Raw genomic sequence first — 16,330 nt, 5'->3', positions numbered from 1 at the left:
TTATCTCGGGCATCGAGAACGACGATGCTGCCTTGCGCATCGGCTTCTGTGAAAAACCGCGACCACTCGGTCATTTCCTGAAACTGCGGACCGGCCACGGTCACTTGAGCCAACCCTGCGGCCAGGGCGAATAACACCAGACTTCGTCGATTCATGCGACTAGTTTAAAGGTCAAAGAAACTCATTTTGGGGCGGCTGGAATAGCGGCAGTGTCGGCTTGAAGCAAGGACGAAGGTCTCTTGTGGCTCGACCGCTGCCGATGGTCAACTCAAGCTGAAGCCCTTAACCATGTGTGAGCAACGGGTGGACGATCAGCCCGATGACGGCTGCCACGACCACGATGATGGGCTCGGGGAGCTTCTTGAAGCGCCACAGGATGGCCGCGCTCGCAATCGCCAGCGCTGCGGCGATCCAGTCGGCGATGGAGCGCTGGCCGATGACAATCACCGCGCCGGCGATGGAGCCGATTGCCGCGGCGGTGACACCGTCGACAAACGCGATCACATCCGGGCGCTTGCCGTATTTTTTGAAGTATGGCGCGGGGATCACCGTGAACAGGTAGCAAGGCACAAAAGTGGCTAGCGCCGCCACCACGGCACCCCAGAAGCCCGTGACCAGGTAGCCGATGAAGCCCGTGGTGATCACCACCGGACCCGGCGTGATCATGGCCACGGCCACCGCATCCACGAACTGCTGATCGCTCAGCCAGCCGTACTCCTTGACGACACCGCCATAGAGGAAGGGAACGATTGCCAGGCCGCTGCCGAAGACAAAGCTGCCCGCGTAGGCGAAGTACAGGCCGATCTGCTTGAGCTTGGTCCAGTCGATGGTGCTGAATGCGAACATGCCGAGCAGCGGTGCGACAAGGCTGTTGATGCCACTTTTGCGTGTCAGCCAGGCAGGAGGAGCCCGCCAGAACCACACCAGCACGCCGGCCCCGAGAAACAGCCAGACCTCTTCCGACTTGGTGATCACGGTGATGGCCGCGCTGACCAGGAAGATGACCCACAACAGCTTATCCTTGCCGATGCTCTTGGTCGTCAGTTTGTAGGCGCTCATGGCGATGATGCCGATCACGGCAGCGCCAACGCCGTAGAACACCGACTGCATCCAGCCGATCCCGCCATAAGTTACATAGGCCGCGCCAAGGGCCACGACCATGCAGAAGGACGGCAGCACAAAGGCGATCCCGACCAGGGACGCGCCCAGAAATCGATAGTGGACATAACCCAGATAGATGGCCAACTGAGCGGCTAGAGGCCCGGGCATCAGTTGGGCCAGCGCCAAGCCTTCCTTGTAGTCCGCGTCCGTGATCCACTGGCGCTTCTCCACCAGATCGCGGTACATGTATCCCGCCAGGGCCACGGGACCGCCAAAACCCCAGGTGCCCAGAGCCAGCATGTAGCGCACCAGCTGCCAGAGTGTGTAGCCAGAGGGGCTTGCCGCACTGGTGTCGGCCACTGCCGTGGTGTGGAGCTGGTTCATATTCGCCTCTGAAGTACTTGGGTGCTACGGCTTGCCTGGGCTGGAGAAATGCGCATAAAGAGAGTCCATAACTCCGCCTATGTCTGCGAGCAGCGAGTCGTCGCCCGAGCAGCGCTTGCGGGCGCCGGCCAGCACGGCCTCGAACCCCGCAGCCTCGGCCGTGGATGTGCCGCCCACATCGAGCGCATGCACCATGGCGCCCAGCCGGGAGAGACCTCGGTCGCCGTCGAGCCCAAAGCTCGCCTGCAACACTTCGAACGTCACCCGGTCACCGACATGCGAGAAGGCCGCACCATCGAAATCGAAGCCCAGCGCATCGTGAGGACAGTCGGCCGGGGCGCCCAGCCATTGGAAGCGTGCATGCGGATCAATGAAGCGCTGGATCAGCCAAGCGCTGGCCACACGATCAACCCAAAGATTGCGGCGCGTCGCCCAGAGACGCCCCTGGTACTGCATGCGATCGCGCCGAGCAATGCGTCCTGCAACAGCCCGCGGCTCGCCGGGTGACTGCATGGCATCGATAGCATTGCTGAAGTCTCGCCACAGGGCTTCGGCGCGTATCGAGGCCTCGCCGGGGAAGAAGTCAATCTTGCGGATGGCGTCATAGGCACGCGCTTGCCGACGCTGTAGGCGATTGAGCTCAGCCGAGCCGAGACCAGGTGGTGCCTTGCGAGCCTCGGCCAGGTCCGAAAGCCATTGCGTATAGTCGTCCGAACGGTCAAACAGAGCCTGGTAGACGGCTTGCTCAGCCATGTCCTGGGCTTGGACATGGAGCAGCCAGGCCTGGCCCCCTTCTTGCATAGCCTCGTCCGCCAGGGCTTGCAGCTGAACGGCCTGCTCCGCCTTCAAGGGCAGCAGATAGGCGCCGTCACGCAGGGCGGCACAGCCCAGCGCCTTGACGGCGCGCCAGATCCGCATGCGCGGCGTAGCGCTGGAGGCCGGAAGGCTGAGGATCAGAGCCAGCCAGGAGTCCGAAGTGAGAGTCATGGCGGAAGCATAGGATTCCGTCATGAATGCTGCAATGCTGTAGCGATCTCTACAATTTGGTGTCGCTCGGGCCCCTTGGGGTCTTTGGCATAAATCGCCAATGGCGGCGGGATGTCAACCTACCTGCTCACGGCATAAAGTTCGGAATCCGTTTAGCGCAGATACGGCTTGAGCCAGACCCATGCTGCAGCTCCTACCGACAGCCACAGGGCCACGATCATCACTGCCCCGAGCCGGCTCTTAGGCTTGAGGCCTGCTGTTTGCATCCACAAATCGGCTTGCTCACGGCACTGCGCCAGCACCTCAGATGGCAGCAACCTGACCGTCAGCCAGATCAGGACGGGCAGCAGAATCACATCATCCGCATAACCCAGCACCGGGATGAAGTCGGGGATCAGGTCGATGGGACTCAGCGCATAGGCCACTACGAATAGTCCCAGGACTTTCGCGTACCACGGAGTCTTGGAATGCTGGCCTGCAAACCAAAGCGTGATGCCATCACGCTTGATCCGCTTGGCCCAAGCCTTCAGAGATTGGCCAAAGCTCATACCGCTGGGCGGGGGCAGTCACAGCAGGGAAAGTCTGCGCTGCAGACCTCAACCCGCGACAATCAGCTGCGCGCGCGGCGCATAGCCGTGATTCAGCGGACCGTGGCCATGGCCGGTATAGACATCGGCGCCAGCCGCGATCGCGCCCAGGATATAGCTGCGTGCCTCGGTCACGGCCTGCTCCAGCGCCAGGCCCTGGGCCAGGAAGGAGGCAATCGCCGAGGACAGCGTGCAGCCCGTGCCGTGGCCGTTATGGGTGGCGATGCGCCGGGACTGCAGGCGCAGATAGTCGCCGGCAGCCTGGCCCTGACGGCCCAGCACGTCCATCACCAGGTCGCCGGACAGATGCCCGCCCTTGAGCAGCACGGCGGGCGCTCCCAGCTCCAGCAGATCGGCCACGGCCGCATCCAGGGCCGCGATCCCGTCAATGTCCCGGCCCAGCAGCAGCGCGGCCTCGTCCAGATTGGGGGTGATCACCGTGGCCAGCGGAAACAGCTCCCTGACCAGCACCTGCGCGGTCTCGGGCGCAATCAAGCGGTCGCCGCTGGTGGCCACCATCACCGGGTCCAGCACCACATTCCGGATGCTATGGCGGCGGATGGCATCGGCCACCACCTGCACCACTTCGGGCGTGGCCAGCATGCCTATCTTCACGGCATCCACGCCTATGTCCTCGACCACCACATCGATCTGGCCGCGCACGGTAGCGAGCGGAACACCGTGTATTCCCGTCACGCCCAGCGTGTTCTGCACGGTGATGGCCGTGATCGCCGTCATGCCGTAGCAGCCCAGGGCGCTGCAGGTCTTGAGGTCGGCCTGGATGCCCGCGCCGCCGCCGCTGTCGGAGCCGGCGATGGAAAGCACGCGCGCATAGCGCTTTTGCGCTGCAGCGGAGGGAGAGGTGGAGGCAGTCACTGTCATGGATAAAAATTATCGCCCATGCGCATGGTCAATACGCGGTGTTTGCGGTTGTGCTGTAATGCCGCTGACGGACGAAACAGGGGTGCCCCGCAGGCCAGCGGCCTGTGCGGACTGAGAAACACCCTGGGGCTGCGCGGTCTTCAGCGCATCCGGAGGCCTGTGTCGACAGGTGCCGGATCCAGCCCCCTGCACCCGATCCAGGTCATTCTGGCGTGGGGAGTTTCACCAGCCGCGTGGCATGCCGCGTTTTGTCCTGCACATGGTCGTTCGGTCCATGTGCGCGGATGGAAACGATTTGCACATGTCATTGCTACAAGCCTCTTCAAAGCTTGCCATTCTGGGTGGCGGCCTCATGGGCCGGCTGCTGTGCCTGGCTCTGGCCCGGCGCGGTCACTCTATCGACCTCTATGACGCCCACGGTCCCCAGGGCGATGGCGCGGCCGCGCGCGTGGCCGCGGCCATGCTGGCCCCGCTGGCCGAATCGGCGATCACCGAGCCCGGCGTGGTGCGCATGGGCCAGCATGGACTCAAGCGCTGGCCCGAGCTGATAGGCGAGCTGCAGCAACATGTGTTTCTGCAGCAGAACGGCACGCTGATCCTCTGGCACCGCCAGGACCAGGCCGATGCCGCGCGCTTTTTCGGCTTGCTGGAAAAAAACCGCCGCATCAACCCCAGCCTGCCGGCCATGGAGGAAAAGACCGGCGCCGCGCTGCACGACTGCGAGCCTGCGCTGCAGGGCCGCTTCAACCAGGGTGTCTATCTGCCCGGCGAGGGCCAGCTCGACAACCGCCAGCTGCTGGCCGCGCTGGTGGACAGCCTGCAGCGGCTGGGCGTGAATCTGCACTGGGAGAGCCCGCGCGAACTCGGCGACTTCCGGCCCGGCGAGGCCGGCCAGCCCGATTTCGTGTTCGACTGCCGCGGCCTGGGCGCACGCACGCAGTGGAAGGAGCTGCGCGGCATCCGCGGCGAGGTGGTGCGCATCCATGCGCCCGAGGTCACGCTGGCCCGCCCCACGCGGCTCATCCATCCGCGCTACCCCATCTATATCGCGCCCAAGGAAGAGCATCTGTTCGTGATCGGCGCCACCGAGATCGAGTCCGACGATATGTCGCCGGCCAGCGTGCGCTCGACCCTGGAGCTGCTGAGCGCCGCCTATACCGTGCACCCGGGCTTTGCCGAGGGCCGGATTGTGGAGATTGCTACCCAATGCCGCCCCACCCTGCCCGATAATCTGCCCGCCGTGCGCCTGCTGACACCGCGCGTCATGGAGATCAACGGCCTGTACCGCCACGGCTTCATGATCTCGCCGGCCATGCTGGATGTGGTGCTGGAACTGGTGGATCACAATGATTCGGCGCTGGCGCGCGAATTCGACGTGGCCGTGCACCGGGCCTGAACTTTGGCGCACAGCTGTTGCACCCGCCGCACGCGCAAGCTTCGCAGCGCCCGGGTTTAACTTTGCGCCAGCCAATTTGATTCTGAGACCATGAAGATCCTCCTCAACCAGCAAGCCACCGAGCTGCAAGCCCCTGCCAGCGTGGCCGATGCGCTGGCGCAAATGCAGGCCAAGCCGCCGTTTGCCGTGGCGGTGAACACGGTTTTTGTGCCCAGAAGCCAGTATGCAGCCCATGAGCTGAACGAAGGCGACAAGATGGAAGTCATCTCGCCCGTCACCGGCGGCTAAGAACAAGCAAGAACAAGACATGAACACACAAACTTCCGACGACGCCCTGGTGCTCTACGGCCAGCGTTTTGACAGCCGATTGCTGCTGGGCACTTCGCGCTATCCCTCGCCCGCGGTTCTCGAAGCCGCCGTCGAGCGCTCCAAGCCCGCCATGGTCACGGCCTCGCTGCGCCGCCAGGGCAGCAATGCGGCCGAGACCGGCGCCAGCTTCTGGGAGCTGCTGCGCAAGCTCAATGTGCCCGTGCTGCCCAATACCGCGGGCTGCATGACGATCCAGGAGGCCGTGACCACTGCCCAGATGGCGCGCGAGGTGTTCGACACGCCCTGGATCAAGCTGGAGCTGATCGGCGACGACTACACACTGCAGCCCGATACGCTGAATCTGGTCGAGGCCGCCTCCATTCTCATCAAGGACGGCTTCCAGGTCCTGCCCTACACCACCTACGACCTGGTGCTGTGCCAGAAGCTGGTGGACGTGGGCTGCCAGGCCGTCATGCCCTGGGCCGCGCCCATAGGCACGGGCCGCGGCCCCGTGAATCCCTACGCCATGCAGATGCTGCGCGAGCGCCTGAAGGTGCCGCTGATCGTGGACGCCGGCCTGGGCCGCCCGTCCCATGCCTGCGCCGTGATGGAGTGGGGCTATGACGCGGTGCTGCTCAACACCGCCGTGGCCCTGTCCGAGGACCCCGTGCTCATGGCCGGTGCCTTTGCCGATGCCGTCAACGCCGGCCATGCGGCCTGGCGCGCGGGGGCCATGGCCGAGCAGACCGCCGCCCAGCCCAGCACCCCGGTGCTGGGCACACCCTTCTGGCATCAGGAATAAGCCATGGACACCGCCGAAATCAGCGCCCTGGCACAGGCCATCATCCACCAGCACGGCGCCACATTCGGCGCGCAGCTGCACCACGACGCCAACTCGGTGGAGCTGACGCCCCAACCCTTGCCGCCAGCTCTGCGCAGCGAGCCCGCCTATCTGGCCGCGCTCGAGGCCTGCAGTGCGCTGGGCTTTATCGCCGTGGACGCCGAGACCCTGGCCCAGGCCTGGCAGCGCCAGACCGAGCGCACAAACCGCTTCGACGCCACCCACTGGCCCGACGATCCGCGCGATTTCGGCCTCAGCAACTCCGACCCGGCACTGGCTTTTGCGCATTGCCCGCGCGAGCTGGGCCTGTATGGCGTGCTGCCCACGGCCGAATGGGTGGGCCGCATGGCGCGCGCGGGCGTGCCCACGGTGCAGCTGCGCTTCAAGTCCGAGGACCAGGCCGCCGTGGCCCGCGAAATCAAGGCTGCGGTCGAGGCCGTGAAGGGCACGGGCGCGCGCCTGTTCATCAACGACCATTGGCGGGCCGCGCTGGATGCGGGCGCCTACGGCATCCATGTGGGCCAGGAAGACCTGGACACGATTGCCGCCAAGGACCTGGAAACCATACGCACCTCGGGCACGCGCCTGGGCGTCTCCACCCATGGCTATGCCGAGATGGTGCGTGCCCATGCGGTCCAGCCCAGCTATATCGCCCTGGGCGCGGTCTTCCCCACCACGCTCAAGAAAATGGCCACGGCTCCGCAGGGCCTGGCGCGCCTGGCCGCCTATGTGCGGCTGATGAAGCAGTACCCACTGGTGGCGATTGGCGGTATTTCCGAGGACCTGTTCCCCGCCGTACGCGCCACGGGCGTGGGTTCGGTGGCCGTGGTCCGGGCCCTGGTCAATGCCCGCGATCCGGAGGCCGCAGCCCGGCAGCTGCTGCAGCGCATGCAGGCCGCCGCTTAAGCCTCGCGCTCTCGATCCAATAGCTGCCGGCGCTTCATGGACAAGCGCCGGCAGCTGTTTTTCGTCGGGAAATTCCGGCGGCAAGCCACCACGGGGCGTCCGGCACATAATCTCTGCCATTCGCTTGATGCTGAAAGGTGGATCGAATGAGCGCCACGTTTTCCAAGGTCGGCCTGATAGGCTGCGGAGCCATGGGCCAGGGCATTGCCCAGCTGTCGGCACAGGCCGGCGCTCAGGTGCTGCTGCTGGACGCCCGTGCGGGTGCGGCCCAGCACGCGGTGGAGAGGATCAAAGCCGTCTGGTCTTCGCTGGCGGCCAAGGGCCGGCTCGATGCCGAACAGCTGGCCGCCTATGGCGCGCGCCTGCAGGCCGTGCAGTCCTCGGCCGATCTCGCGGGCTGCGATCTGGTCGTGGAAGCCATCGTCGAGAAGCTGGACCTCAAGCAGACGCTGCTGCACGAGCTGGAGCCGCTGCTGGCCGCAAACGCCGTGATTGCCAGCAATACCTCGTCCCTGTCCATCACGGCCATGGCCACGGCGCTCAAGAACCAGAAGCGTTTCGCGGGCTGGCATTTCTTCAACCCCGCACCGCTGATGAAGGTGGTGGAGGTCGTCAAGGGCCTGGCCACCGACGCCGCGACCTGCGAGCGGCTGGCCCAGTTCACGCGCGAGTTCGGCCACACGCCCGTAAGCGCCCAGGACACGCCGGGCTTTCTCGTGAACCATCTGGGCCGCGCCTATTCCACCGAGGCTCTGCGCATCGTGCAGGAAAACGTGGCCGATTTTGCGACCGTGGACCGCATTCTGCGCGACCAGATCGGCTTCAAGCTGGGCCCGTTCGAGCTCATGGACCTGACGGGCATGGACATCACCCATGCCGTGACCGAATCCATCTATCACCAGTATTACGAAGAGCCGCGTTACCGGCCCAATGCGATTGCGGCCCAGCGCGTGGCCGCGGGCTTGCTGGGCCGCAAGAGCGGCACGGGCTATTACCGCTATGACGACGGCAGGCCCCAGTTGCCGGCCGAGCCGCCCGTGCCCGAGGTGGCCGAGCTGCCGCCGGTCTGGGTCTCGCCGCGTGCGGCGCGCCGCCAGGAGCTGCTGCATCTGCTCAAGGGCCTGGGAGCGCCGCTGGAGAGCGGCCAGACGCCTTCGGCCAATGCCCTGATCCTGGTCGCCCCGCTGGGCCTGGACGTCACCACGGTCGCCCTGATGGAGCAACTGGACCCTCTGCGCACCCTCGGCATAGACCTGCTGGTGGATGACGCCGCCACGCGCCGCCGCGTGCTGGCCACCAATCCGGCCACGCGCAGCGATATGCGCGACGCCGCGCGCGCGCTGTTTGCACGGGACGGCAAGGCCGTGAGCCTGATCCGCGACAGCGGCGGCTTTGTGACCCAGCGCGTGGTCTCCGGCATCGTCAACATCGGCGCCGACATCTGCCAGCAAGGCATAGGCAGCCCCGCCGACCTGGAAAAAGCCGTGACCCTGGGCCTGGGCTACCCCATGGGACCGCTGGCCATGGGCGACCGCTTCGGCCCCGCCAGCATTCTGGAGGTGCTGCTCAATCTGCAGGCCGTCTATGGCGATCCGCGCTACCGCCCCAGCCCCTGGCTGCGCCGCCGCGGCGCGCTGGGCCTGAGCCTGATGCACGAAGAGCGCTAAGCGCCGGTCCGCCCGCCCCTTCGTGAATGCCCGCGGTCCGCGGGCATTTGCGTTTTCATGGCCGCGGCATGCCGCGCAGCCCGTTTGGCACAGGGCAAGGACACCCAGGTGACAACCCTGATGGCAACAACTGCGACGCTGCCGGTCCCACACGCGACAATGGGCCGGTTACCAGTCACGCATAAGACAGAACATGGACGAGCCAATTCTTAGTATGGAAGAACGTGAGGCGATCAACTCCGGTCGCTGGTTCTCATCTCTTTCGCCCTCTCTGAGGCACGACATTCTTCGATGCGCTTACGTCAAACGATTCAAAGATGGCATGCTCATCTGCGCTCGCGGCGAACCGCCCGAGGAGTGGATCGCCTGTGCGCGCGGCGCGGTGCGGGTGAGCTCCACCTCCATCACGGGCAAGCAGATCACGCTGACCTATGTGGAGCCGGGCATCTGGTTTGGCGACGTGGCGATTCTGGACGGCGACAAACGCACCCACGACGCCTACGCCCATGGGGAGACCACGCTGCTGTGCGTCTCCAAGGCCGACTTCAAGCGCATTCTGTCCTTGCATGTGGAGTTTTCCGAGGCCATCCTGCGCCTCAACGCGCGCCGCGTGCGCCAGCTCTACGGCCTGGTGGAAGACCTCAACACCTTGCCGCTGCGCGCGCGCCTGGCCAAGCAGCTGATGCATCTGACGCGCAGCTACGGCGTGATGAGCCTCTCGGACAGCTCCGAGATCCGCATCGGCCTGCATCTGGCCCAGGAAGAGCTGGCCCAGCTGCTGGGCGCCTCGCGCCAGCGCGTGAACCAGGAGCTCAAATCCATGGAGCGCGAGGAAGTCATACGCATAGAGCCCGGCGGCCTGGTGGTGCGCGACCGTGCGGCGCTGCTGCGCATCGCCGATACAGATCACTAAATAGTTCCCCCCTGAGCGGCTTCGCCGCGAGGCAGCTCTTGCTCGCTGCCCCTGGGTTGGGCCGCGCCAGTTTTGAAGAGCGGGCAGCTTTGGCCGTCCTGCCTCGGTTTTCTTCGCCGCGCTCTGCGGCAACACCCTCTCCTTTTCACGCATTCGCTCGCTGCATATCTATGCGGCGTGGCGGGCTGCGCCTTGCCCATCACAAATCGAACAAAGGACTGAGCCTCCATGAGCACTTTTGACCATTTCGTCGGCACACGCCCGGTTTCCGATCAGCATGCGTTTGACACCCAGGCCCTGACGGCCTGGATGGGCCGCCATGTCCAGGGCTTTGCCGGGCCGCTGCAGGTGGAGATGTTCAAGGGCGGCCAGTCCAATCCCACCTACAAGCTGATCACGCCCGACAAAAGCTATGTGATGCGCGCCAAGCCCGGCCCCGTGGCCAAGCTCCTGCCTTCGGCCCATGCGATAGAGCGCGAATACCGCGTGATGAAGGGCCTGGCCGGCACCGACGTGCCCGTGCCCCATATGTACGCGCTGTGCGAGGACGAATCGGTCATAGGCCGCGCCTTCTACATCATGGAGTTCATGCAGGGCCGCGTGCTCTGGGACCAGTCCCTGCCCGGCATGACGCCCGCCGAGCGCGGCCAGATCTATGACGAGATGAACCGCGTGATCGCGGCCTTGCACAGCGTGAAGTTCGCCGAGCGCGGCCTGGCCGACTACGGCAGGAGCGGCAATTACTTCGAGCGCCAGATCGGCCGCTGGAGCAAGCAGTACCAGGCCTCCATCACCCAACCCATCCCCGAGATGGACAAGCTCATGCAGTGGCTGCCGGCCCATATGCCGGCCAGCGCCAAGGACGAAAGTCGGGTCTCCATCGTGCATGGCGACTACCGCCTGGACAACCTGATGTTCCACCCCACCGAGCCACGCGTGATCGCCGTGCTGGACTGGGAGCTGTCCACCCTGGGCCATCCGCTGGCCGACTTCAGCTACCACTGCATGAGCTGGCATATCCCGGCCTCGCTGGGCCGCGGCATCGCGGGCCTGGACATTGCAGCGCTGGGCATTCCCGGCGAAGCCGATTACATCCAGCGCTACTGCCAGCGCACCGGCATTGAGGATGTCGATGCGCTCAAGCGCGACTGGAACTTCTACCTGGCCTACAACATGTTCCGCATCGCGGCCATCCTGCAAGGCATTGCCAAGCGGGTTGAGACCGGCACGGCCTCCAGCGCCCAGGCCAAGGCCTCGGGCGACACGGCCCGGCCCATGGCCGAGCTGGCCTGGTCCTTCGCCCAGCGCAGCTGATCTTTCACCAAGCACATTTTTCCACCGCCCAGCACAAGAAAAGGGAGCCATCATGGACTTCGATTACTCGCCCAAGACCAAGGACCTGCAGCAACGCCTGCTCAGGTTCATGGATGACTACATCTACCCCGCAGAAAAAGACTATGCGGCCGAGCTGGCCGCCAACACGGCCGCCGGCAAGCGCTGGACGCCGCTGCAGACCATTGAGAAGCTCAAGCCCAAGGCGCAGAGCGCGGGCCTGTGGAACCTGTTCCTGCCCGTGGACAGCGCCGAGGCCTCGGGCTACCACGGCGCGGGCCTGACGAATCAGGAATACGCGCCGCTGGCCGAGATCATGGGCCGCGTGCCATGGGCCTCCGAGGTCTTCAACTGCTCGGCGCCCGACACCGGCAATATGGAGACCATTGCGCGCTACGGCAGCGATGAGCTCAAGAGCCGCTGGCTGAGGCCCCTGCTCGAAGGCAAGATCCGCTCGGCCTTTGCGATGACCGAGCCCGAGGTCGCCTCCTCGGATGCCACCAATATCTGCACCCGTATCGAGCGAGTCAGCGGAAGTGGTGGCGACGAATACGTGATCAACGGCCACAAGTGGTGGATTTCGGGCGCCGGCGATCCGCGCTGCGCGGTCTACATCACCATGGGCAAGACCGACCCCGAGGCGCCCAAGCATTCGCAGCAAAGCATGATCATCGTGCCCGCCGATGCGCCCGGCGTGCGTGTGGTGCGCCCGCTCAACGTCATGGGCTATGACGATGCGCCGCACGGCCATATGGAGATGTATTTCGAGAATGTGCGCGTGCCCGCGGGCAATATCCTGCTGGGCGAAGGCCGCGGCTTCGAGATCGCCCAGGGCCGCCTGGGCCCGGGCCGCATCCACCACTGCATGCGTCTGATCGGCCTGGCCGAGCGCGCGCTGGAGCTGATGTGCCAGCGCGCCTCCAGCCGCGTGGCCTTCGGCAAGAGCGTGGCCCAGCAAACCGTGACCCAGGAGCGCATTGCCGAGGCGCGCTGCAAGATCGACATGGCGCGCCTGCTGACCCTCAAGGCCGCCTGGCTAATGGACGTGGCCGGCAACAAGGTGGCCAAGACCGAGATCGCCATGATCAAGGTCGTCGCTCCCAGCATGGCCTGCCAGGTCATAGACTGGGCCATGCAGGCGCATGGCGGCGGCGGCATGTGCGACGACTTCCCCCTGGCCTACGCCTATGCGGGAGCGCGCACGCTGCGCTTTGCCGACGGTCCCGACGAGGTGCACCGCAACGCCATCGCCAAGTGGGAGCTGGGCAAGCACGGCAGCTACGGCAAGCACGCCGAGGTGCCGATCACGCGCGGCAGCTGATAGTCCCGCATTTCTGGTCTGAGCCAACCCCAACACCCCGACTGCGCAAGCTTCGGGGTGTTTTGTTTTTCACTATCGATTTGCAAGCAGCTGACGCTTGTTGATACCCAATCTCAAACCCGTTTGATTCAAATCATAGATAGGGTCAGCGCCAGCAGCTTCTCTATTCATAGCACCCAAAAAACTGTCTCTGGCCCTGCTTGCTATAGTGCCCCCATGAAGCTTGCCCACCGACTGCTCGTCGTCCTGGCTGCCTGGTGTCTGTTGATGCCCTCGGTGCTGCTGGCACAGAGCCCGCAGAATGAGCCGCTGCGCGTGGGCTCCAAACGCTTTACCGAAAGCTATATCCTGGCCGAAATCGTGGCCCAGACCGCACGACAGGCGGGTGCGCGCACTGAATTGCGCCAGGGCCTGGGCAATACTGCCATCGTCCATGGCGCGCTGCGCTCGGGCCAGATCGATGTCTACGCCGAGTACACGGGCACCATTGCGCAGGAAATCGTCAAGGACGCATCGAAGAACACACTGACCGATCTGAATCGCGCCCTCGCCTCCCAGGGCCTTGCCGTGGGCGTGCCCCTGGGCTTCAACAACGGCTATGCGCTGGCCATGCGGCGCGATGTGGCACAGCGCCTGGGCATCACGCGACTCAGCGATCTGGCCCAGCACCCTGAACTGCGCTACGGCCTGTCCAACGAATTCATGGGCCGCGCCGATGGCTGGGCCGGCCTGGCCCAGCGCTATGACCTCAAGGCTCGGCCGCAGGGCCTGGACCATGGCCTGGCCTATGAAGCCATACGCCAGCAGCATATCGATGTAATGGACATCTACACCACCGACGCCAAGATCGATTACCTTGGCCTGCTGGTGCTGCAGGACGACAAGGACTATTTCCCGCATTACGACGCCGTACTGCTCTACCGCAGCGACCTGCCCCAACGCCAGCCCGCCGCCTGGGCCGTGCTGCAATCGCTGCAAAGCCGTATCGACGAATCGGCCATGATTCGCATGAATGCCCAGGCCGAGCTGCAAGGCATGGACTTTGCCCAGATTGCGCAGCGATTTTTGCAATCGGACACCAAAGCCGACGCTGCAGCCCCGTCCTCGAACGAGATTGCAAAAAGCCACAGTTTTGGCGCCCTGCTCTGGCGACGACTGGCGGCCGATGATCTGGGACGCCTGGTCGGACAGCATCTGCTGCTGGTGCTGCTGTCGGTAGGCGCTGCAGCACTGATTGCGATTCCTGCAGGAATTTTGCTGTTCCCGCATGCACGATTGCGGGCGCTGGCACTGGGCATTGCAGGCGTGATGCAGACCATCCCCTCGCTGGCATTGCTGGCCGTGCTGATTGCCGCCATGGGTGTGATTGGCCGCGCTCCTGCACTGGTGGCGCTGACGGCGTATTCCATCTTGCCGATTCTGAGCAATACCTGCGCCGGGCTGGCCGAGGTCTCACCAGGGCTGCGCAATGCAGGGCTGGCCCTGGGCATGACCAAGCCACAGCTGATGCGCTGGGTGGAACTGCCCATTGCCATGCCCACCATCACCGCCGGTTTGCGCACGGCCTGTGCGATTGCCATCGGCACGGCCACGATTGCTGCCTTTATCGGCGCGGGCGGCCTGGGCGAGCGCATTGTCACGGGCCTGGCCCTCAACGACAGCGCGCTCATGCTGGCCGGTGCCCTGCCCGCTGCGGGTCTGGCCCTGATCAGCGAGCTGAGTTTTGAACTGTGGGAGCGAACACTGCGCCACAGACAGCTGCGGCGCAGTGCTTAAGAGAGACTCTTAAAAGGTTTCCCAGTCACCGTCGCCGGCCGACACCGGTGCAGATACTGGCGCAGGCTCGGCGATGGACTTGGGCTTGGCAGCTGGCGCCTGAACGGCTGGCTTGTTCGCCATCGTTGCCAGAGGCTTGGTTGCAAGCCCTGCCTTGGTCGCGGCTTGAGGCATGGCCGCTCTCGCCGGCGCCAGCGCAGGCGAGCTCATGCCCACGGCACTGACCTGGCCCAGCTTGAAGAAGCTCACGGTCTCGGCCAAGGCCGCGGCCTGACCGCGCAGCGCATCGGTGGCGGCCGCTGCCTCTTCCACCAGGGCCGCGTTCTGCTGGGTCATCTGGTCCATCTGGGTCACGGCCTGGGTGACCTGTTCTATGCCCGAGGTCTGCTGGTGGCTGGCCACCGAGATCTCACCCATGATGTCGGTGACGCGGCGCACGCTCATCACGATCTCGTCCATGGTCTGGCCGGCCTCATCGACCTGGTGACTGCCCTCCTGCACCTTGCTCACGGAGTCGTCGATCAGCTGCTTGATCTGCTTGGCCGCCTCGGCCGAGCGCTGGGCCAGGGTGCGCACCTCTGACGCCACCACGGCAAAGCCGCGGCCCTGGTCGCCGGCGCGCGCGGCTTCCACGGCCGCATTCAGCGCAAGGATATTGGTCTGGAAGGCAATGGAGTCGATCACGCCGATGATGTCCACGATCTTGCGCGAGGACTCGTTGATGGCCGACATGGTCTGCACCACCTGGGCCACCGTAGCGCCGCCGCGCACCGCCACCTGGGATGCGGCCGAGGCCAGCTGATTGGCCTGCTGGGCATTGCCCGCGTTCTGCTGCACGGTGGAGGTGAGCTCCTCCATGGAGGCGGCCGTCTGCTCCAGGGCGCTGGCCTGCTCTTCGGTGCGCGAAGACAGGTCCTGGTTGCCGCTGGCGATCTGGCTGCTGGCCGTGGCGATGGAGTCCGTGCCCTGGCGCACCTGGCCCACGATGCGCTGCAGGCTGGTGTTCATGGCCTTCAAGGCCTGCAGCAGCTGGCCCACTTCGTCGGAGCTGTGCACTTCGATCTTGCCGCTCAGGTCGCCCTCGGCCACCGACTGCGCCAGTTGCACGGCCGACTGCAGCGGACGCGAAATAGAGCGCGCGATCAGCACCGCCAGCAGCACGCCGACCAGGATGGAGCCCAGCAGCAGCGCGCTGATCCACCAGCGCGAAGCGCCATAGAGATCGTCGCCGGCCTGGTTGGTGTCCTCGATGGACTTGGCATTGATTTCCGTCAGGCCGTCCAGGCTGTTGTTGATGGCACGGCTGATCTTGAGCGCATCGCCGCGCAGTATCTCGGCGGCCTCGTCATTGAGCAGACGGTGCGAGAGGTCCACCACCTTGGCCGTCTGTTCGGCATACAGCTGCAGGTTCTTGCCTATGTCGGCAAGCAGCTCGCGCTCCTTGTCGGTCTGTACGTACTGCGCGTACTGCTGCTGATTCTTGAGCAGCTCGTCCCAGAGCTTGGGCATGCTCTTGTCGTAGACCGCCATCTCCTCCATGGAGTTCGTCATCACATGCTGCATGGTTTGCGAGCGGTAGCGCTGCAGCTGATAGCGCATGTCCAGCAGCGAGCGCGCCGCGGGCATCCAGTGATGCGCGAGATCCGTGGCCGTGGCGTTGACGCGGTCGATCTGGACCAGCCCGTACAGGCCAGAAACAGCGCTGATGAGCAAAATCAGCACGAACGACGCCAGCAGCTTGTTGGCCAGCTTGAGGTTGCGAAGGAAAGTCATGGGAGTGGGCGCCGCAATAGCCTGCGAGTCGGAGATAAGCAACAGGGGAAAGCCGCCTCCGAGCCGATGCCGCACTACCCCAGGCTACAAGCAAGTTACCGCTGACTTAGGATAAAAACGCCACTGACTCTGGGGCTAGTGGATTCTATGCAGCG

14 protein-coding genes are annotated in these 16,330 nt (G+C 64.8%); 9 read left to right on the top strand and 5 right to left on the bottom strand.

The annotated features are described in order from the left end of the window. Nucleotides 1-282: 282 nt before the first annotated feature. The 4 genes from AB6724_RS17820 to thiD form a co-directional block, all read right to left on the bottom strand. Nucleotides 283-1,485: a chromate transporter gene (locus AB6724_RS17820; RefSeq protein ID WP_369339870.1), complete on the bottom strand. Its 1,203-nt coding sequence runs from the start codon at nucleotides 1,483-1,485 to the stop codon at nucleotides 283-285. A 24-nt stretch (nucleotides 1,486-1,509) separates the two neighbouring features. Beyond that, entirely contained in the window at nucleotides 1,510-2,472 is a 963-nt protein-coding gene (locus tag AB6724_RS17815; RefSeq protein ID WP_369339873.1) for a chromate resistance protein ChrB domain-containing protein, read from the bottom strand. A gap of 152 nt (nucleotides 2,473-2,624) precedes the next feature. Continuing rightward, nucleotides 2,625-3,020: a YkvA family protein gene (locus tag AB6724_RS17810; RefSeq protein WP_369339869.1), complete on the bottom strand. Its 396-nt coding sequence runs from the start codon at nucleotides 3,018-3,020 to the stop codon at nucleotides 2,625-2,627. A gap of 48 nt (nucleotides 3,021-3,068) precedes the next feature. Next, nucleotides 3,069-3,941, bottom strand: a complete 873-nt coding sequence (gene thiD, locus AB6724_RS17805; protein WP_369339868.1) for a bifunctional hydroxymethylpyrimidine kinase/phosphomethylpyrimidine kinase — start codon at nucleotides 3,939-3,941, stop codon at nucleotides 3,069-3,071. Between the two features lie 301 nt (nucleotides 3,942-4,242). On the opposite strand from thiD, the gene AB6724_RS17800 reads away from it, so the two are divergent. The 9 genes from AB6724_RS17800 (at nucleotide 4,243) to AB6724_RS17760 (ending at nucleotide 14,402) form a co-directional block, all read left to right on the top strand. Then, nucleotides 4,243-5,337: an FAD-dependent oxidoreductase gene (locus AB6724_RS17800; RefSeq protein ID WP_369339867.1), complete on the top strand. Its 1,095-nt coding sequence runs from the start codon at nucleotides 4,243-4,245 to the stop codon at nucleotides 5,335-5,337. A gap of 90 nt (nucleotides 5,338-5,427) precedes the next feature. After that, the gene (thiS, locus tag AB6724_RS17795; RefSeq protein ID WP_369339866.1) at nucleotides 5,428-5,625 is read left to right on the top strand and encodes a sulfur carrier protein ThiS; all 198 of its coding nucleotides are present in this window, start codon (nucleotides 5,428-5,430) and stop codon (nucleotides 5,623-5,625) included. A 19-nt stretch (nucleotides 5,626-5,644) separates the two neighbouring features. After that, nucleotides 5,645-6,448 (top strand): thiazole synthase, encoded by an 804-nt coding sequence (locus AB6724_RS17790; protein WP_369339865.1) that lies wholly within the window; start codon nucleotides 5,645-5,647, stop codon nucleotides 6,446-6,448. A gap of 3 nt (nucleotides 6,449-6,451) precedes the next feature. Then, the gene (gene thiE / locus AB6724_RS17785; RefSeq protein ID WP_369339864.1) at nucleotides 6,452-7,393 is read left to right on the top strand and encodes a thiamine phosphate synthase; all 942 of its coding nucleotides are present in this window, start codon (nucleotides 6,452-6,454) and stop codon (nucleotides 7,391-7,393) included. A gap of 146 nt (nucleotides 7,394-7,539) precedes the next feature. Next, nucleotides 7,540-9,060: a 3-hydroxyacyl-CoA dehydrogenase gene (locus AB6724_RS17780; protein WP_369339863.1), complete on the top strand. Its 1,521-nt coding sequence runs from the start codon at nucleotides 7,540-7,542 to the stop codon at nucleotides 9,058-9,060. 193 nt (nucleotides 9,061-9,253) lie between these two features. Then, nucleotides 9,254-9,973, top strand: coding sequence for a Crp/Fnr family transcriptional regulator (locus AB6724_RS17775; RefSeq protein WP_369339862.1), 720 nt, complete (start codon nucleotides 9,254-9,256; stop codon nucleotides 9,971-9,973). A gap of 228 nt (nucleotides 9,974-10,201) precedes the next feature. Beyond that, the gene (locus AB6724_RS17770; RefSeq protein WP_369339861.1) at nucleotides 10,202-11,287 is read left to right on the top strand and encodes a phosphotransferase; all 1,086 of its coding nucleotides are present in this window, start codon (nucleotides 10,202-10,204) and stop codon (nucleotides 11,285-11,287) included. 52 nt (nucleotides 11,288-11,339) lie between these two features. Beyond that, complete coding sequence (locus AB6724_RS17765) at nucleotides 11,340-12,626, top strand: acyl-CoA dehydrogenase family protein (protein WP_369339860.1); 1,287 nt, start codon at nucleotides 11,340-11,342, stop codon at nucleotides 12,624-12,626. 216 nt (nucleotides 12,627-12,842) lie between these two features. Further along, entirely contained in the window at nucleotides 12,843-14,402 is a 1,560-nt protein-coding gene (locus tag AB6724_RS17760) for an ABC transporter permease/substrate-binding protein (protein WP_369339859.1), read from the top strand. A 9-nt stretch (nucleotides 14,403-14,411) separates the two neighbouring features. Here the strand turns inward: AB6724_RS17760 and AB6724_RS17755 are convergent, their stop codons facing one another. Then, on the bottom strand, nucleotides 14,412-16,175 hold the full coding sequence (locus AB6724_RS17755) for a methyl-accepting chemotaxis protein (protein ID WP_369339858.1): 1,764 nt from the start codon (nucleotides 16,173-16,175) through the stop codon (nucleotides 14,412-14,414). Between the last annotated feature and the right edge of the window lie 155 nt (nucleotides 16,176-16,330).

This window comes from Comamonas guangdongensis (genome assembly GCF_041079535.1).
GTDB lineage: Bacteria > Pseudomonadota > Gammaproteobacteria > Burkholderiales > Burkholderiaceae_C > Comamonas > Comamonas guangdongensis.
This window is presented reverse-complemented; position numbering and strand designations above follow the sequence as displayed.